At 65.2% G+C, this 16,728-nt stretch carries 14 protein-coding genes and 2 pseudogenes; 5 read left to right on the top strand and 11 right to left on the bottom strand.

What is annotated here, in order from left to right; genetic code table 11:
- Positions 1-7: 7 nt before the first annotated feature.
- From ACQ4N9_RS24865 to ACQ4N9_RS24845, 5 genes and pseudogenes are all read right to left on the bottom strand, one after another.
- Complete coding sequence (locus ACQ4N9_RS24865) at positions 8-712, bottom strand: methyl-accepting chemotaxis protein (RefSeq protein ID WP_390968701.1); 705 nt, start codon at positions 710-712, stop codon at positions 8-10.
- Between the two features lie 153 nt (positions 713-865).
- Positions 866-1,060 (bottom strand): annotated as a pseudogene (locus ACQ4N9_RS24860) (HAMP domain-containing protein); the annotation flags it as partial.
- A 1,091-nt stretch (positions 1,061-2,151) separates the two neighbouring features.
- Positions 2,152-2,982, bottom strand: coding sequence for a regulatory signaling modulator protein AmpE (gene ampE / locus ACQ4N9_RS24855; RefSeq protein ID WP_390968569.1), 831 nt, complete (start codon positions 2,980-2,982; stop codon positions 2,152-2,154).
- Positions 2,979-3,545: a 1,6-anhydro-N-acetylmuramyl-L-alanine amidase AmpD gene (gene ampD / locus ACQ4N9_RS24850; RefSeq protein WP_390968567.1), complete on the bottom strand. Its 567-nt coding sequence runs from the start codon at positions 3,543-3,545 to the stop codon at positions 2,979-2,981. Before ampD ends, ampE begins: the two co-directional genes overlap by 4 nt.
- A gap of 77 nt (positions 3,546-3,622) precedes the next feature.
- Positions 3,623-5,731: a DUF1631 domain-containing protein gene (locus tag ACQ4N9_RS24845; RefSeq protein WP_390968565.1), complete on the bottom strand. Its 2,109-nt coding sequence runs from the start codon at positions 5,729-5,731 to the stop codon at positions 3,623-3,625.
- A 243-nt stretch (positions 5,732-5,974) separates the two neighbouring features.
- Between ACQ4N9_RS24845 and nadC the strand changes: the two genes are divergently transcribed.
- Positions 5,975-6,823 (top strand): carboxylating nicotinate-nucleotide diphosphorylase, encoded by an 849-nt coding sequence (nadC, locus tag ACQ4N9_RS24840; protein WP_390968563.1) that lies wholly within the window; start codon positions 5,975-5,977, stop codon positions 6,821-6,823.
- 177 nt (positions 6,824-7,000) lie between these two features.
- Here nadC and trxB read toward each other — a convergent pair whose 3' ends face one another.
- Positions 7,001-7,963 (bottom strand): thioredoxin-disulfide reductase, encoded by a 963-nt coding sequence (gene trxB / locus ACQ4N9_RS24835; protein WP_028689829.1) that lies wholly within the window; start codon positions 7,961-7,963, stop codon positions 7,001-7,003.
- Between the two features lie 327 nt (positions 7,964-8,290).
- On the opposite strand from trxB, the gene cysZ reads away from it, so the two are divergent.
- Entirely contained in the window at positions 8,291-9,019 is a 729-nt protein-coding gene (gene cysZ, locus ACQ4N9_RS24830; RefSeq protein WP_390968561.1) for a sulfate transporter CysZ, read from the top strand.
- 134 nt (positions 9,020-9,153) lie between these two features.
- Here cysZ and ACQ4N9_RS24825 read toward each other — a convergent pair whose 3' ends face one another.
- Both ACQ4N9_RS24825 and ACQ4N9_RS24820 read right to left on the bottom strand, forming a co-directional pair.
- On the bottom strand, positions 9,154-9,564 hold the full coding sequence (locus ACQ4N9_RS24825) for a methyl-accepting chemotaxis protein (protein ID WP_390968699.1): 411 nt from the start codon (positions 9,562-9,564) through the stop codon (positions 9,154-9,156).
- 135 nt (positions 9,565-9,699) lie between these two features.
- Positions 9,700-10,380 (bottom strand): annotated as a pseudogene (locus ACQ4N9_RS24820) (PAS domain-containing protein); the annotation flags it as partial.
- Positions 10,381-10,646: 266 nt separating this feature from the next.
- Between ACQ4N9_RS24820 and ACQ4N9_RS24815 the strand changes: the two are divergent.
- The gene (locus ACQ4N9_RS24815; RefSeq protein ID WP_390968559.1) at positions 10,647-11,864 is read left to right on the top strand and encodes a glycosyltransferase family 4 protein; all 1,218 of its coding nucleotides are present in this window, start codon (positions 10,647-10,649) and stop codon (positions 11,862-11,864) included.
- On the opposite strand, the gene ACQ4N9_RS24810 is transcribed toward ACQ4N9_RS24815, so the two are convergent.
- The 3 genes from ACQ4N9_RS24810 to ACQ4N9_RS24800 all read right to left on the bottom strand — a co-directional run bounded on the left by ACQ4N9_RS24810 (position 11,833) and on the right by ACQ4N9_RS24800 (position 14,296).
- Entirely contained in the window at positions 11,833-12,936 is a 1,104-nt protein-coding gene (locus tag ACQ4N9_RS24810; RefSeq protein WP_390968557.1) for an NADH:flavin oxidoreductase, read from the bottom strand. The two genes, ACQ4N9_RS24815 and ACQ4N9_RS24810, sit on opposite strands and share 32 nt — an antisense overlap.
- Before the next feature lie 253 nt (positions 12,937-13,189).
- Entirely contained in the window at positions 13,190-13,672 is a 483-nt protein-coding gene (locus ACQ4N9_RS24805; RefSeq protein ID WP_110994814.1) for a glutathione peroxidase, read from the bottom strand.
- 138 nt (positions 13,673-13,810) lie between these two features.
- A complete protein-coding gene (locus tag ACQ4N9_RS24800) occupies positions 13,811-14,296 on the bottom strand; it encodes an FKBP-type peptidyl-prolyl cis-trans isomerase (RefSeq protein ID WP_125465500.1) in 486 nt (161 codons plus the stop codon).
- Here ACQ4N9_RS24800 and ACQ4N9_RS24795 point away from each other — a divergent pair.
- Both ACQ4N9_RS24795 and pta read left to right on the top strand, forming a co-directional pair.
- Positions 14,295-14,597, top strand: a complete 303-nt coding sequence (locus ACQ4N9_RS24795; protein WP_390968554.1) for a DUF3565 domain-containing protein — start codon at positions 14,295-14,297, stop codon at positions 14,595-14,597. The genes ACQ4N9_RS24800 and ACQ4N9_RS24795 overlap by 2 nt on opposite strands.
- Before the next feature lie 32 nt (positions 14,598-14,629).
- The gene (gene pta, locus ACQ4N9_RS24790) at positions 14,630-16,720 is read left to right on the top strand and encodes a phosphate acetyltransferase (protein ID WP_390968552.1); all 2,091 of its coding nucleotides are present in this window, start codon (positions 14,630-14,632) and stop codon (positions 16,718-16,720) included.
- The last annotated feature ends 8 nt before the right edge of the window (positions 16,721-16,728 follow it).

The following is a 16,728-nucleotide window of genomic DNA, read 5'->3' as shown; positions in this document are numbered from 1 at the left end:
GCAGTCACTAAACCCTGAACGCCCCGATCAACCGCTTCAACTCCACCACCTGCACCGACAACGCCCGGCTGGCATCCTCGGTCTGGCAGGCGCCTTCGGTAGTGTCCTGGGCGGCCCGGTTGATCGCCACGATGTTCTGGTCGATGTCGTGGGCCACGGCGGTCTGCTGCTCCACCGCTGCAGCGATCTGCTGGTTCTGCTCGACGATGCCGCTGACCGCGCCAAGGATGTTGCCCAGCGCCTGCTGCACCTGGCGCGCCTCGTCCACCGTGCCGGCGGCCATCTGGTGGCTGCTGCCCATTACCCGCACCGCCGCACCGACCCCCTCGCGCAGGCGCTCGATCATCTGGGCGATCTCCTCGGTGGAATCCTGGGTGCGCCTGGCCAGTGTGCGCACTTCATCGGCCACTACCGCAAAGCCGCGGCCCTGCTCGCCGGCCCGGGCGGCTTCGATGGCGGCGTTGAGGGCCAGCAGGTTGGTCTGCTCGGCAATGCTGCGGATCACCTCCAGTACCCGGCCGATGGCCTGGCTGTCGGCGGCCAGCTGGTTGACCGCCACCACGCTCTGGTCGATCTCCCCGGCCAGGCGGGCGATGCTGCCCTGCTGGCTTTCGACCAGGTCGCGGCCCGAGGCGCTTTCGTGGTTGACCCGTTGTGCGCCCTCGGCCGCCAGCGCCGCGCTGCGCGCCACTTCCAGCGCGGTGGCGGTCATCTGGTTCATGGCCGTGGCCACCTGCTCGATCTGCTCGCGCTGGCCGCCAACCGCCTGGTTGCTGCGCGCCGACACCGACAACACCTGGCCGGCCTGTTCCTCGACCGTGGCCACCGTATGGCCGACCTGTTCGATCAACCCGCGGATGCGCCGCACGGTCTCGCTGAAGCCACGGCCCAGCTCGCCCAGTTCGTCCTGGCTGCTGGCCTGGAAACTCACCGTCATGTCGCCGGCGGCCACTTTGTCCATGGCGCTGCCGAGCTTGCCCAGGGTTTCGCGGGTGGACACGTAAAAGCCGCTGTAGAGGTAGATGATCAGCACGAACACCGTGGCCAGCGCGGCGACCATGGCGACCATGCGCACGCGGTGCTGGGCGAGGCGGTCTTCCAGTTGCCCGTGCAAATGAGCCAGCACTGCGTCGTTGAGGCGGTAGGTCTGGGCCATCAGCTCGCTGGTCTGCTGGTAGAAACCGGCCCAGGGCGCGTCCAGGGTCTCGGCCACCACCACCTGGTCCTCGAACAGGCTGGCGGCCTGCTTGACCGTGGCCTGGCTGGCCTGGGCACTGGCCGCCAGCGCTGCCCTGGCGCGATTGTCGGCAGCCAGGGCGTCGTCAAGGCGAATGGCGTAGTCGGCAGAGAGGCGCTCCAGGCGTTGCAGCAGGTCTTCGAAACGGGCGCTGCCGGCGGAGTCCATGAAACCGCGGCCCAAGGCCACCGAGCCCATCGCCCGCCCTTCGCCAAGGGCCTGGGTGACCTGCGCCGTGGCACTGCCGATCAGCTCGCCGAGCTGGCGCACCGAGGCTTGGCTGTCCTGGTTGAGGCCCGACTGGCTGGCAACCAGCTTGCCCAGCACCTGGGCCTGGGCGAGCAGTTTTTCGAACAGCGCGGCCTTGTTCTGCAACGAGGTTTCGCCACGGGCACGGGTGAAGGCGTCGGCCAGTTCGGCGCGCTTGGCTTCGAGGGCCGGGTCGCTGCCCTTGAGCGCCTCGAGCCGGGCCTGGACCTTGTCCTGCAAGCTGGCGATACGGCCTTCCACATCACCGGCCTGGCCCGACTGGCCGAGCACGGCGTTGATCTGCAGCAGGTTGCCGAGGGTTTCCAGGTCGCCACGCAACGCCAGGCTCTCGCCCAGCGGGGCCAGGCCCTGCAGTTCGACGCGGGTGGCGTGGAACTGGTTATAGGCGTCACGTACCAGATAGAAGCTGGTGACCAGCATGGGCAGGAAGAACAGGACGCTGATCAGGCTGAACTTCATGCCGAAGCTCAGCCGATTCATCAGCGCGATGGCCGGATAGAGCAGACGCTTCACAGGTCACCTCCTTGAATTCTTGTTGTTCTGCGGGGTAGCACTTGGCCATCGAGGGCCAAACACTTTGTATAACGCAGAATGAATTCAAGGTTTGTAACTTAAGGTTAAGCGACCCGCGCTCAACCCTTGCGTCAGACCAGCACCGTCCACAGGGCGAAACAGGCATACCACAGCACGGCGCTGCGCAGCAGCAGCTCCCACAGGCTGTCCAGCCGCTCCAGCCCGCGCTGGCGGTCTTCTTCCTCGGGGATGTCGTCGGCCACCCGGCCGACCTTGGCCACCAGATGGCCGGCGCTGATATGCCAGTCGAGCAGTTCGTGCAGCATCACCCGGGTGACTGCGACGAAGTTGCCGACCAGGGCAAAGCTCACCGCCAGCACCCGAACCGGCAGCCAGTCCAGCGCATGGCGCAGTTGCTCGGCGAGGGTCTTGAGCGCCGGCTGGCGGCTGTGTTCGCCGGTCAGCGCCAGCAACCGGTAGGCCAGCGCCGCCGCCGGGCCGAGCAGGAAGTACCAGAAGATCACCGCGAAGAAACTCTGGTAGGCCTGCCACAGCAGATGCCCCTGGGCCCGCTTGATCAGGCTCATGGCATCGTCGGCGGCCAGCCCCAGGTCGCGCTCGGCCACGTGCAACGCGGCCTGGTCGTCGCCACGGCGCCAGGCGTCGCGGAACGGCCCAAGGGCGGCTTTGACGTCACCACGGCCCAGGCTGTAGATCAGCACCAGCAAATGCACCGGCAGCGCCAGCAGGCCATAGGCTACCGGCTCCAGCACATGCAGCAGCAGGGCCAGCAGCGCCACCGGGGCGAGGATCAGGATGGCCAGGGTCCACCAGGGGTGAACCTTGCCGCTGCGCTCCAGGCGCACCAGTTCGCCAAGGTAGAAGCCGTCGCGCTGCAACCGTTGGCGCAACGATGAAAACTTCTCGAACCACAACGCCAGCACCAACACCAGAAAGCTCATGCCTTGTCCTCATTGTGTTGCACAGCGTCGCGGTAGCGCGGCCAGTCGAAGGCCGGGCCAGGGTCGGTCTTGCGTTGCGGGGCGATATCGCTATGGCCGCAAATGCGCTGCAGGTCGATCACCGGCCAGGCTGCGCGAATCGCTTGGGTGAGTTGGCGCAGGGCGCTGTACTGGGCATCGGTGTAGGGCAAGTCGTCGGTGCCTTCCAGCTCGATACCGATGGAAAAGTCGTTGCAGCCTTCACGGTCCTCGAAGCGCGACACGCCGGCGTGCCAGGCGCGGTCGAGCAGCGAGACGAACTGGGTCACCGCGCCGTCGCGCTCGACGAACAGGTGCGCCGACACGGTCAGGTGGCTGATGCTGGCGAAATAGGGGTGCTCGTTCGGGTCGAGGCGGTTCTGGAAGAACTGCTGGACCTTGCCGGTGCCGAAGCAGGCCGGTGGCAGGCTGATGTTGTGGATCACCAGCAGCGAGATCGCCTCGCCGTCAGGGCGGGCATTGCAGTTCGGTGAAGGGCAGTGGCTTACGCCGGAGAACCAGCCGGTCGCATGGTCCAATTGCATGGGGCAGATCCTGAATGACGCCGGGGGCAGGCGTTCAGTATGCCGCGCACGTGCGGCGCTTGCATGTAAATGATTGTTCAGCCAATGCCCTGCTCGGCACGCAGGCGCGCCAGCACGGCCTCCAGTGCGCGCTCGAACAACTGCCCGTCCTCGAGCGTGCGCACCTGGCCCAGGCACAGCGCCTGGGCCAGGCCCGCGTGGCTCCATTCACGCACCTTCATGCCGGTACGGTTGGCGAACACCAGCCGGTCGCTGCCGTCGATGCGGGCCACCAGCTTGCAGCGCAGTGGCTCTTCGTCGTCCAGCACCTCGACCCAGGCGCCGATGCGCAAGTGCTCCACCAGGCGCTGCGCGGGCGCGTGTTCATCGACGTGCAGACAAGGGCCATGGGGCGTTTGCTCGGCAGTGACCAGGACGATATCGGCCTGTACGCACACCTCCTGCAACGCAACATCGGGCACCCACGGGCCGCCACAAGCGCGCTGGTGCAGCTGCTCCAGGTGCTGGAAGAAATCACGGGTGGCCGCTGCGTCCAACGCCACGCCAGCCAGCCCCTCGCGCAACGCTTTGAGCAGGCCGGGCAACTGCTCCAGCAACTGCGCAGGTTCCAGTTGCGGGGCAATGCTGGCCAGCAACTGGTCGACCGTCGCCAGGCCATCGCGCCAGGGCGCAGACGCTTCGCCATGCTTCAGCCAGGCCAGCAGCAGCACCTGGCTCCAGGCCTGCTCCAGCATCTGCACCACCACCTGCGGCAACACCCGGCCACGCAGGCGCAGGTTGAGTGCCTGCTGTACCCGCAGGTTGGCCTGCAACGCCCGCGCGCGTCCTTCCTCGGCGTCGCGGGTACGTTGCTCGAGCAGTTCGTTGCGCCGCCGTTCGTCCTGGCTGAAGGCGAGAAACTCGTCGAGCAGTTCGTCGAACAGCTGGCAGTCTTCGGCGAAGTCCTTGAGCAGCCGCTGGACGATGCGCTCAACGCGCCGGTGCAGGCCCTCGCCGTCGGCCTCCCAGCCGATGGCCACGGCGGCGATCTCGTTGAGCAGGCGGCGTGCCGGGTGGCTGGCGCGGCTGAACAGGCCTTTGTCGATCAGGGCAACCTTGAGCAGCGGGATATGCAGCCGACCGACCAGCGCGCGCACACTCGCTGGCAGGTTGTGGTCAGTGTCGATGAAGGTGAACAGCAGGCCGAACAGGTTGATCAGGTCTTCGTCGCTGGTGGCGATATAGCGGCGTGTGCCGCTGCGCACGCTGACCCGCAATACCAGCTGTTCGAGCTGCAGGCCCAGGTCGAAGTCGTCTGCTTCGCCGGGGCCCGGAACGTAATGCTGCAGGTGAGTCAGAAGGCGCAGCAGGTCGCCGGTGCTGATCGGCTGTGCGTCGGTGGCCGCCTGCAGGCGCGGCGCGATACGCCCGCGAACAGGGGCCAGCAGGGCTTGCAGGGAGGCGAAGAACGCCTGGCCGGCAACGTCGACCCCGGCGTCCCTCGCCTGCGCGGGGCTGGCCGCCACCCTACGGGGAATATTGCGCCGATCGTCGGCGCGACGGCGTGGCGCGGGCGCCAGGTCAGGCAATACGCCTGCGGCGACGAGCAACTGGTTGGCCTCGCCATAGAGCAGATCGAGGTCGCGCAACACATAGCGCTCGAACAGTTTAAGCAGGACCTGCTTGACCTCAGGCCCCACGCCCAGGTTGCGCCCCGCCGTGAGGAAGTAGCCACACAGGCTGCCAGGCCCCAGCGGGTTGCAGGCCGGGTCCAGGCCCTGCTCGAGCAAGGCGGCGCAGCGCAGGTTCAGTTGCCGCAAGTCGAAACCGTCGCGCGACAGCACACGGTCGACCATCGCCTGCACCCCGGCGGAATGCGCCGGCGCTGCCATGACATCGGCCTGACCGATCAGGGCGAAGGCTTGGTAGAAGGTGTCGAGGAAGCCGCGCTCAATGCTCTTGCGCTTGAGGCGCAAGTCACGCATGGCCTCGAAGTGCAGATTCTGATCAAGACGGTCGCGGGCTTTGTCGGCCATCTCGAACAGGGTGTCGTCGGCGTTGTCGAACAATGCCTGAAGGCCCTGGCGCAGCTGAAGCGCAGCCTTGTCGCGCACTTGCAGGAGCAACAACGGAAGGCAGGGCGAGGGCGTTTGCGCACCTCGATCGATGGCGGCCGCCAGGGGCACCACCTTGCCTTCTTCATGCATCCCGGACTCCTTGATGGATGTTGCGTACTCGACCGCGCAAAAATCGTCAAAGCTATGACGCCAAATACAAGGCGCCATTATCTGTGAAAATCATTACAGCTGCCAGCGTGCCTTTCGCACGACTCAACAGACCGTGCTTTACCGCAATCACTCACAGAGCCCGACCAACGGTCATCGTCCGCGCTGCTGTACACACCGCCCCCCTGCCCTATAATCGCCGCCATCTAGCTTGTGGAGCCGACCATGCCGAACCTACGCCTCGCCGACCTGACCGCCGAAATCGAAGCCAACGTGCGCCGCGCGCTGCTCGAAGACATCGGCAGCGGCGACATCACCGCCCAGCTGATCCCGGCCGAGCGCCTGGCCAAGGCGACCATCATCACCCGCGAAGATTGCGTGGTTGCCGGCACGGCCTGGGGGGATGCGGTGTTCCGCCAGCTCGACCCACGGGTGGCAGTGCACTGGCAGGTGGCGGACGGCGAGCGGGCCAGCGCCAACCAGGTGCTGTTTCACCTCGAAGGCCCGGCACGCTCGCTGCTCAGCGGTGAGCGCTCGGCGCTGAATTTTTTGCAGATGCTCTCGGGCGTGGCCACCCGCGCACGCTTGCTCGCCGACCTGGTAGAGGGCACCCAGGTGCGCCTGCTCGACACCCGCAAGACCCTGCCGGGCCTGCGCCTGGCGCAGAAGTACGCGGTCACCTGCGGTGGCTGCCACAACCACCGCATCGGCCTGTACGACGCCTTCCTGATCAAGGAAAACCATATAGCTGCCAGTGGCGGCGTGGCCCAGGCCGTGGCTGCGGCGCACCGCATCGCCCCGGGGAAGCCTGTGGAAATCGAAGTGGAAAGCCTGGACGAGCTGCGCCAGGCACTGGCGGCCGGGGCCGATATCGTCATGCTCGACGAACTGACCCTGGATGAAATGCGCGAGGCGGTGCGCATCAACGCCGGCAAGGCCAAGCTCGAGGCCAGCGGTGGGGTCAACGAGACCACCCTGCGGGTGATCGCCGAGACCGGTGTGGACTACATCTCCATTGGTGCCATGACCAAGGATGTGAAGGCGGTGGACCTGTCGATGCGCCTGAGCCTGTAAGGTTTTCCACAGGCACAAAAAAACCGGCCAAAAGGCCGGTTTTTTCATTTCTGGATCGGTGCTGACTTCATCGCCGGCAAGCCGGCTCCCACCCCGACCGCATCAAATACAAGCCATGCGCTGCTTCTGTGGGAGCCGGCTTGCCGGCGAAAGGGCTGCAAGGCAGCCCCTGAAGCATCAGTGCGCGGCGTTGGCCAGGCCGTCCAGGTAGCGCTCGACGTCCAGTGCGGCCATGCAGCCGGCACCGGCCGAGGTGATGGCCTGGCGGTAGACGTGGTCGGCCACGTCGCCAGCGGCGAACACGCCTTCTACGTTGGTGGCGGTGGCGTTGCCTTCACGGCCGCCGTGCACCACCAGGTAGCCGTCCTTCAGGGTCAGCTGGCCTTCGAACAGCGAGGTGTTCGGGGTGTGGCCAATGGCGATGAACACGCCGTCGACCTTGATCTCGTCAAAGCTGCCGTCGTTGTTCTTCAGGCGCGCACCGGTCACGCCCATGTTGTCGCCCAGTACTTCGTCCAGGGTGGCGTTGAGCTTGAGCTCGATCTTGCCTTCGGCCACGCGGGCGTGCAGCTTGTCGATCAGGATCTTCTCGGCGCGGAAAGTATCGCGGCGGTGCACCAGGGTGACCTTGCTGGCGATGTTGGCCAGGTACAGCGCCTCTTCCACGGCAGTGTTGCCGCCACCGACCACGGCAACCGGCTTGTTGCGGTAGAAGAAACCGTCGCAGGTAGCGCAGGCCGAAACACCTTTGCCCATGAAGGTTTCTTCCGACGGCAGGCCCAGGTAGCGGGCGCTGGCACCGGTGGCGACGATCAGTGCGTCGCAGGTGTAGGTGCCGCTGTCGCCACGCAGGGTGAACGGCTTGTTGGCCAGGTCGACGGCATTGATGTGGTCGAAGACGATCTCGGTCTCGAAACGCTCGGCGTGTTCCTGCATGCGCTGCATCAGGGCCGGGCCGGTCAGGCCGTGGGGGTCGCCCGGCCAGTTGTCGACTTCGGTGGTGGTGGTCAGCTGGCCGCCGGCCTGCATGCCGGTGATCAGCAGCGGCTTGAGGTTGGCGCGGGCGGCATACACCGCGGCGCTGTAACCGGCAGGGCCGGAACCCAGAATGATGACGCGCGAATGACGTACTTCAGACATGTCGAACTCCTGTCGAGCGGGCCGCAGCGGGCCGGCATCGGGATGCCGGCTGTGCCAGCTGGAATTAAAAGGGACCCACGCAGCACTTGGGGAAGTGCTACAACGCGTCGGTCCTAAAACGAAAAGTTGAGCGCACTGTAGCGAGGCCGCAGAGATTAAGGAAATATCCTTCGACAATCCACCTTATAGAGAGTCTCTATCCAAGGAGAAAACCGATAGGGATTGTCCATACGCTTTGTTACAGACCGTTTCGCAGGCAGCTGGCGCCTTTCGTCGAAACAGCAAACTCGGTAAGGTCAGCGCGTTTTCCTTCTGCGGAGCGTTCCGATGCAAGCCCCCGTCCTTTCTGGCCCGCAATACCTGCGCGAAGGCCTGAAACTGATCCTCAGCCCGAGCCTGCGGCTGTTCGTGCTGTTGCCCCTGGCGGTCAACCTGCTGCTGTTCGGCGGGCTGATCTGGTTCGCCGGCCACGAGTTCAGCCTGTGGGTCGATGCACTGATGCCCAGCCTGCCCGACTGGCTGAGCTTTCTTTCCTACATTCTCTGGCCGCTGTTCGTTGCCCTGGTGTTGTTGATGGTGTTCTTCACCTTCACCATGCTGGCCAACGTCATCGCCGCGCCGTTCAATGGCTTCCTCGCCGAGAAAGTCGAAGTGGTGGTGCGCGGCCAGGACAACTTCCCGGCATTCAGCTGGGGCGAGCTGATCGCGATGGTGCCACGCACCTTCGGCCGTGAAATGCGCAAGCTCGGTTACTTCCTGCCACGCGCCATCGGCCTGTTCATCCTGTCGTTCATCCCGGTGGTCAACGTGATCGCCGCGCCGCTGTGGCTGGTGTTCGGCGTGTGGATGATGGCCATCCAGTACATCGACTACCCGGCGGACAACAACAAGATGAGCTGGCAGGACATGCTGGCCTGGCTGCGCCAGAAGCGCTGGCAATCGCTGGGCTTTGGCGGCATCACCTACCTGGCGCTGATGATCCCTGTGGTCAACGTGGTGATGATGCCGGCGGCGGTGGCCGGGGCTACGTTGTTCTGGGTGCGGGAGCGCAACTAAGCGCGTGAGGGCATAACTGTCTTGTGTTGCTTGCAATGGCCTCATCGCCGGCATGCCGGCTCCCACAGGTACGACGCGATCCATGTGGGAGCCGGCTTGCCGGCGATGAGGCCAGCGCAGGTCATGCGAATGGATCAGTGACTCAACTGGCTGGAAAACTGCCCCACCGCATCCACCACCTTCTTCGCGCCTTCCTGGATCTCCACGATCACCCCGCCGGTATCGGCTGCCAGGGCCAGGCCTTGTTCGGCCTGGCGCTTGCTGGTGTCGATGATGTCCACCGCCGCCTGGGCCAGTTGCTCGTTCTGCTGCACCACCTTGGCGATTTCTTCGGTGGCGCTGCTGGTACGCGAAGCCAGCTGGCGCACTTCGTCGGCAACCACGGCAAAGCCACGGCCTTGCTCGCCAGCGCGGGCGGCCTCGATGGCCGCGTTGAGCGCCAGCAGGTTGGTCTGGCCGGCGATGTCGCTGATGGTCTTGATGATCGCGCCAATCACCTTGGACTGCTTGTCCAGCGCCTGGATGCCGTCGGCGGCATCTTGCATCGAGCCTTCCAGCCCGCGCATCACGTCCACGGTCTGGGTAACCACGTCGGTGGCCTTGCGCGCGCAGCTGTCGGTTTCCAGCGAGGTGTTGTAGGCGATGTCCGCAGCCTGGGCCACCGCCAGCTCCTGGTTGACCTGGTCGGTGATCACCGTGGCGAACTTGACCACCTTGTAGAGCACGTCGTGGGCATCGATGATCGGGTTGTACGAGGCTTCCAGCCACACCGTGCGGCCATGGGCGTCGACGCGCTTGAAGCGCTCGGCAACGAATTCGCCGCGGCGCAACTTTTCCCAGAATGCCTTGTACTCCGGCGAGTTTGCCTCTTCCGGATCGCAGAACATGCGGTGATGCTTGCCACGCACCTGCTCCAGGCTGTAACCCATGCCCTGCAGGAACCGATCGTTGGCGGTCAGCACCTGGCCATCGAGGTTGAATTCGATCACGGCGGTGGAGCGCATCAACGCCTTGATCAGGCTTTCATGTTCACGCGACGTTTCGATGGTGCGGGTCAGGTCGCTGGAATGCAGGGTGAAGTACTTGATCTGCCCGCCACTGTTCTTCACCGGCTGCAGGATCGAGCGCAGCCAGGCTTCTTCACCGTTGCCGCGCAGCAGGCGGAATGCGCCGTTCAGATGCTCGCCACGGGTGATTGCGGTTTTCATGCGCTGGTAGAAATCGAGCTTCTTGACGTGGGCCGGCACGATGTCTTCGATGTTGCGCCCGATCAGTTGCTCGGCACGGTAGAGCATCTCGGTCTCGAAGTTGCCGTTGACCGTCTCGATGCGCCCCTGGGGGTCGAGCTGGAGCACCAGCATTTCGCTGTCGAGGCTGTTCTTGACCTGCTCGATGGACATCAGCTCTTCGCGCAGCTGCTGGATTTCTTGCTTCAGTTTGCTGTTGAACATCACCGCTCTCCCAGAGCGCACACCATAGTCGAATGCATCTTCATCGGCTGCGCCCCAGGGATTCTTGAGCGGTTGATGGCAATAATTCATCTGCGCAAGGCGCCGAAAATCAGGCGTCATCCAGACGTCACAAAGCCGTCACATACCCGCAACGGGTGCGACGGAAACTTTTGCACATGAATACACCGTCCCTGCGCATCACCCTGGTCAGCGAAACCTTCCCACCGGAGATAAACGGTGTGGCCAATACCCTTGGCCGCCTCGATGCCGGGCTGCGCCAGCGGGGCCATCAGGTTGAGGTGATCCGCCCGCGCCAGGCGGCCGACAGCGTGCCCGATACGGAGGGTGAACTGCTGCTGTGCCGGGGCTGGCCATTGCCGGGCTACCCTGGGCTGCAGTGGGGTGAAGTGTCGATGCACAAGTTGCTGCGGCGCTGGCGCCGCCAGCGCCCGGACGTGCTGTACATCGCCACCGAGGGCCCGCTGGGCCTGAGCGCCCTGCGCGCGGCCCGGCGCCTGGGTATTTCGGTGGTCAGCGGCTTTCATACCAACTTCCCACAGTACTCGGGCCAGTATGGCCTGGGCCTGCTGACGCGGCTGCTCACCCACTACCTGCGCTGGTTCCACCGGCGCACCGCCATCACCCTGGTACCCAGCGCCAGCCAGCGCCTGGCCCTGGAGCGACGCGGCTTCGAAAACCTCGGCCTGATGGCCCGGGGTGTCGATGCCTGCCTGTTCAACCCGGCGCGGCGCAGCCAGGCCCTGCGTGAACAGTGGGGGTTGGCGGCCGATGACATTGCCGTGGTGCATGTCGGGCGCCTGGCTGCGGAAAAAAATCTCGCCCTGCTGCGCCCTGCCCTGGACACCCTGCAAGCACGTTATCCACAGCGCCGGCTGCGCCTGATCATGGTGGGTGATGGGCCGCAGCGCGCCAGCCTTGAGCAGCAGTTGCCGGATGCCCTGTTCTGCGGTGTACAACGCGGCGAGCAGTTGGCCGAACATTACGCCAGTGGCGATCTGTTCCTGTTCCCGAGCCTGACCGAGACCTTTGGCAACGTGGTGCTCGAGGCAATGGCCTCGGGGTTGGCAGTGGTTGCCTACGATGAGGCCGCCGCCGCCCAGCATATCCGCCATGGCCACAGCGGCGCCCTGGCCATGCCGGGTGACCAGGCAGCGTTCATCGACGCCGCCTGCTGGCTGCTGGAAGAAAACGAAACCTTGCGCAGGGTGCGCCTCAACGCCCGCCAGCATGCCAGCCGCCAGGGCTGGCCGGCGATCGTCGAGCAGTTCGAAGGGTACCTGCGCGACGCCTGCCGTGCTGGCGCGCATGTGAGCGAGCAGGCGCCAGCCCATGTCGTGGCGATCAAGCCAGGGTCGTCAGCGCCTCGCGGCTGAACGGCAGCACGTCAGCCTCACGCCCGTCACGCACTTTCTGCGCCCACTGCGCATCTACCAGCAGGGCGCGGCCCACGGCCACCAGGTCGAATTCCTCGGCCTGCAACCTGCGCAGTAGCCCTTCGAGGCTGGCCGGTTTGGCCACCTTGTCGGTATCGACCATGAACTGCAGGAACTCGCCGTCCAGGCCGACACTGCCCACGGTGATGGTCGGTTTGCCGGTGAGCTGGCGGGTCCAGCCAGCCAGGTTCAGCTCGCTGCCGTCGAACTCCGGCTCCCAGAAACGCCGGGTAGAACAATGGAAGATATCCACACCCGCCTCGGACAGCGGCTTGAGGAACGCCGCCAGAGCCTGCGGGGTTTGCACCAGGCGCGCGTTGTAGTCCTGCTGCTTCCACTGGGAGAAGCGGAAGATGATCGGGAAGTCCGGCCCCACCGCAGCTCGCACGGCCTGGATCAGTTCGATGGCAAAGCGTGAGCGCCCGGCCAGGTCACCGCCATATTGGTCATCGCGGCGGTTGCTGGCTTCCCAGAAGAACTGATCGATCAGGTAACCATGGGCGCCGTGGATCTCGACACCGTCCATGCCGATGGCCTGGGCATCACGGGCAGCCTGGGCGAAGGCGGCAATCACCTCGCGGATGTCGTCATGGCTCATGCCATGGACCACGATCTTGCCGTCCTTGTCCTTGCCGCTCGGGCCATGGCCCGGCACGCTGGCATCCGGCTCGGTGCCCAGCCGGCGCACACTGCCCACATGCCACAGCTGCGGCACGATCCGCCCGCCTTCGGCATGCACGGCTTCGACCACGCGTTTCCAGCCGGCCAGCGCATCTTCGCCATGGAAGCGTGGAACGTTGGGATAGCCGTTGGCGGCTTTATGGCCAACCGTGGTGCCTTCGGTGATGATCAGGCCGACACCGGCAGCCGCACGGCGGCGGTAGTACTCGACCACGCCGTCATGGGGTACGCCACCGGGGCAGAAGGTACGGGTCATCGGTGCCATGACCACACGGGTCGGCAGGTCGAGGGTGCCAAGGGTGAAAGGCTGGAACAGAGGGTTGCTGGACATGCGGCGCTCCCGACGGGTGAGGAAATGCGCCTGAGCTTAGGGGTAGCGGGGGGGTGGGCACAGCATTATTGATCGGGGTGATTGGCAGGTATCCCAGATGAGCGCGGGGCAGGCTGAGACCTCACAGAACTGCACAGCGCTTGCTGATTCGCGCGAACCTGTGGGAGCGGCTTTAGCCGCGAACACCGGCATAGCCGGTGCAATGCAGCGCGTTGCCTGCTTCGCGGCTAAAGCCGCTCCCACAGGGTGCAAATCACGCCAAGGCCTTCTCGATCGCCTGCACCACGGTCGGATCGTCCGGCGCGGTACGTGGCGCGAAACGCGCCAGCACGCGACCATCCTTGCCCACCAGGAACTTCTCGAAATTCCAGGTGATATCACCAGGAAACTCGGCACCCTCGCCGGCCAGCAGCCGGTACAGGGCATGCCGCTCCGAGCCATTGACGTCGAGCTTCTCGCTCAGCGGGAAGCTCACGCCATAGTTGCGGCTGCAGAACGCCTGGATCTCATCCGCGCTGCCTGGCTCCTGGCCGGCAAACTGGTTGCACGGCAGCCCCAGCACGTTGAAACCCTTGCCCTTGAACTGCTGCTGGAGTTTCTCCAGCGACGCATATTGCGGCGTGAGACCACACTTGGAGGCGACATTGACCACCAGCACCACCTGGCCCTTGAATGGGGCAAGGGGCAGGTCTTCGCCGTTCAGCGCCTTCAACGTCAGGTCGTGAAATACACTCATGTTGATCCCCTCTCAGGTTCCCGGTTGTCGCTGGGGCGAATTGCGCCCACTAAAAAGGCGCGCAGCCAAACCGTCCACTCCCTGAGGATGTCCGGCTTGCCCGAGCGCCTGGCGACTCTCTGAGCTTAGCGCAGAAAATCAGTGGTGATGGCCACCTTCACCGTGGATGTGACGGTGAGCGATTTCTTCTTCGCTGGCGTCACGCACGTCAACAACCTTGACCTGGAAGTTCAGGCGCTGGCCGGCCAGCGGGTGGTTGCCGTCGACGGTCACGTCGTCGCCGTCGATGTCGCGGATGGTGACGATCTGCATCTGGCCGTCCGGCGCCGAAGCGTGGAACTGCATGCCGACTTCCAGTTGGTCGACGCCTTCGAACAGGCTGCTGCTCAGGGTGCTGACCAGTTCGGCCGAGTATTCGCCGTAGGCTTCTTCGGGTTCGATGGCAACGGTCAGCTCGTCACCGGCCTGCTTGCCTTCCAGGGCTTTTTCCAGGCCCGGGATGATGTTGCCGGCACCGTGCAGGTACACCAGCGGCGCACCGCCGGCAGAGCTGTCGATGGTCTCACCGGCGTCGTTGGTCAGGGTATAGTCGATGGAGACAGCCTTGTTGGCGGCGATCAGCATGGGGCAGGACCTTTTGCAAAAGAATGTAGAGCGGGGAAGTGTAACCAAGGCATCGTCCGATTGCGAACCGACCATGGACGAAGGGAGGCCCGTCAGTCTGATCAGCGGCTTCCATCAGGACGAGGAAGGCCACTGGGTGGTCGAGCTGTCCTGCGGCCACACCCAGCACTTGCGTCACCAGCCACCCTGGCAGGCGCGGCCCTGGGTGCTCGAGCCCAGCGAGCGCGAACGCCGCATCGGCCAGGTATTCCACTGTGGCTGGTGCGCCCAGGGTGCGGTTAGCGATACCCTTGGCCGTTGATTTCCTTGCACCGCTTATTTCGAGAAGCACGCATGCAGACTTTTTTCATTGCGCCGACCGACTTCGGTGTCGGCCTCACCTCCATCAGCCTGGGCCTGATCCGTACCCTTGAACGCGCCGGGCTCAAGGTCGGCTTCTTCAAGCCGATCGCCCAGCCGCATCCCGGCGACACCGGCCCGGAGCGCTCCACCGAGCTGGTTGCCCGCACCCATGGCATCAAGCCGCCCCTGCCACTGAGCCTCGGCCATGTGGAGCGCATGCTGGGGGACGGCCAACTGGACGAACTGCTCGAAGAGATCATTCGCCTTTACCAGCAAGCGTGTGTGGGCAAGGACGTGGTGGTGGTCGAAGGCATGGTTCCGACCCGCCACGCCAGCTACGCGGCCCGGGTCAACCTGCACCTGGCCAAGAGCCTGGATGCCGAGGTGATCCTGGTGTCGGCGCCCGAGAACGAGGTGCTCAGCGAGCTGTCCGGGCGCGTCGAACTGCAGGCCCAGTTGTACGGTGGCCCGCGCGACCCGAAGGTGCTCGGGGTGATCCTCAACAAGGTGCGCACCGACGAAAGCATGGCCGACTTCGCCACGCGGCTGCGCGAGCACTCGCCGCTGTTGCGCGGCAACGATTTCCGCCTGCTCGGTTGCATCCCCTACCAGCCCGACCTCAATGCGCCGCGCACCCGCGACGTCGCCGAGCTGCTCGGCGCCCAGGTGCTCAACGCCGGTGACTACGACCAGCGGCGCATGAACAAGATCATCATCTGCGCCCGCACCGTGGCCAACACCGTGCCGCTGCTCACCTCGGGCACCCTGGTGGTGACGCCGGGCGATCGCGACGACATCATCCTCGCCGTGAGCCTGGCGGCGATCAATGGCGTGCCTTTGGCCGGCCTGTTGCTGACCAGCGACAGCAAGCCCGACCCACGCATCCTGGAGCTGTGCCGCGGGGCACTGCAGGCCGGCCTGCCGATCCTGTCGGTCAGCACGGGCTCCTATGACACCGCCAATCAGCTCAACTCGCTGAACCGCGAGATCCCGGTGGACGACCGCGAGCGCGCCGAGTTCATCACCGACTTCGTCGCCAGCCAGCTCGATGCCGCCTGGCTGCACCAGCGCTGCGGCACGCCGCGCGAGCTGCGCCTGTCGCCGGCGGTGTTCCGCTACCAACTGATTCAGCGTGCCCAGCAGGCCAACAAGCGCATCGTCCTGCCCGAAGGCGCCGAGCCCTTGCTGGTGCAGGCCGCCGCCCTGTGCCAGGCGCGCGGTATTGCCCGCTGCGTGCTGCTGGCCAAGCCCGAAGCGGTACAAGCCGTAGCACGTGCCCAGGGCATCAGCCTGCCGCCCGATCTGGAAGTGCTCGACCCCGACCTGATCCGTGCCCGCTACGTCGAACCGATGGTCGATTTGCGCAAGAGCAAGAACCTCAACGCGCCGATGGCCGAGCAGCAGCTGGAAGACCCGGTGGTGATCGCGACCATGATGCTGGCCCTGGGTGAGGTCGACGGCCTGGTCTCGGGCCTGGTGCATTCGACCGCCAACACCATCCGCCCGGCCTTGCAGCTGATCAAGACCGCGCCGGGTGCAAGCCTGGTGTCGTCGGTGTTCTTCATGCTGTTCCCGGACCAGGTGCTGGTGTATGGCGACTGCGTGATGAATCCGCACCCCAGCGCCGCCGAACTGGCCGAAATTGCCCGGCAGAGCGCCGAGTCTGCCGAGTCGTTCGGTATCGCGCCACGGGTGGCGATGCTCAGCTACTCCAGCGACTCGGCCGCCAGTGACGAGGAAGTGGAAAAAGTTCGCGAGGCCACGCGGCTGGCGCAGCAGGCCGAGCACGACCTGCTGATCGACGGCCCGTTGCAGTATGACGCCGCCGCCAACCCCGAAATCGCCCGCCAGTTGGCACCGGCAAGCCCGGTGGCCGGACGCGCCACGGTGTTCGTGTTCCCCGACCTGAACACCGGCAACACCACCCATAAAGCGGTGCAGCGCAGTGCCGACTGCGTGAGCCTCGGGCCAATGCTGCAAGGGCTGCGCAAGCCGGTCAACGACCTGCCGCGCGGGGCCCAGGTGGATGACATCGTGCACACCATCGCGTTGACGGCGATCCAGGCCAGTACCGTGCACTGAAATGAAAA

The sequence above is a fragment of the Pseudomonas sp. ES1 genome, assembly GCF_050586605.1.
GTDB lineage: Bacteria > Pseudomonadota > Gammaproteobacteria > Pseudomonadales > Pseudomonadaceae > Aquipseudomonas > Aquipseudomonas sichuanensis.
Note: the sequence above shows the minus strand (reverse complement) of the source record. Positions and strands in the feature narration are given on the sequence as shown.

Coding starts and splice junctions, on each gene's coding strand:
- ACQ4N9_RS24865 (WP_390968701.1), bottom strand. CDS start 712: ATGACCGCCACCGCGCTGGAAGTGGCGCGCAGCGCGGCGCTGGCGGCC.
- ampE (WP_390968569.1), bottom strand. CDS start 2,982: ATGAGCTTTCTGGTGTTGGTGCTGGCGTTGTGGTTCGAGAAGTTTTCA.
- ampD (WP_390968567.1), bottom strand. CDS start 3,545: ATGCAATTGGACCATGCGACCGGCTGGTTCTCCGGCGTAAGCCACTGC.
- ACQ4N9_RS24845 (WP_390968565.1), bottom strand. CDS start 5,731: ATGCATGAAGAAGGCAAGGTGGTGCCCCTGGCGGCCGCCATCGATCGA.
- nadC (WP_390968563.1), top strand. CDS start 5,975: ATGCCGAACCTACGCCTCGCCGACCTGACCGCCGAAATCGAAGCCAAC.
- trxB (WP_028689829.1), bottom strand. CDS start 7,963: ATGTCTGAAGTACGTCATTCGCGCGTCATCATTCTGGGTTCCGGCCCT.
- cysZ (WP_390968561.1), top strand. CDS start 8,291: ATGCAAGCCCCCGTCCTTTCTGGCCCGCAATACCTGCGCGAAGGCCTG.
- ACQ4N9_RS24825 (WP_390968699.1), bottom strand. CDS start 9,564: ATGCAAGATGCCGCCGACGGCATCCAGGCGCTGGACAAGCAGTCCAAG.
- ACQ4N9_RS24815 (WP_390968559.1), top strand. CDS start 10,647: ATGAATACACCGTCCCTGCGCATCACCCTGGTCAGCGAAACCTTCCCA.
- ACQ4N9_RS24810 (WP_390968557.1), bottom strand. CDS start 12,936: ATGTCCAGCAACCCTCTGTTCCAGCCTTTCACCCTTGGCACCCTCGAC.
- ACQ4N9_RS24805 (WP_110994814.1), bottom strand. CDS start 13,672: ATGAGTGTATTTCACGACCTGACGTTGAAGGCGCTGAACGGCGAAGAC.
- ACQ4N9_RS24795 (WP_390968554.1), top strand. CDS start 14,295: ATGGGGCAGGACCTTTTGCAAAAGAATGTAGAGCGGGGAAGTGTAACC.
- ACQ4N9_RS24800 (WP_125465500.1), bottom strand. CDS start 14,296: ATGCTGATCGCCGCCAACAAGGCTGTCTCCATCGACTATACCCTGACC.
- pta (WP_390968552.1), top strand. CDS start 14,630: ATGCAGACTTTTTTCATTGCGCCGACCGACTTCGGTGTCGGCCTCACC.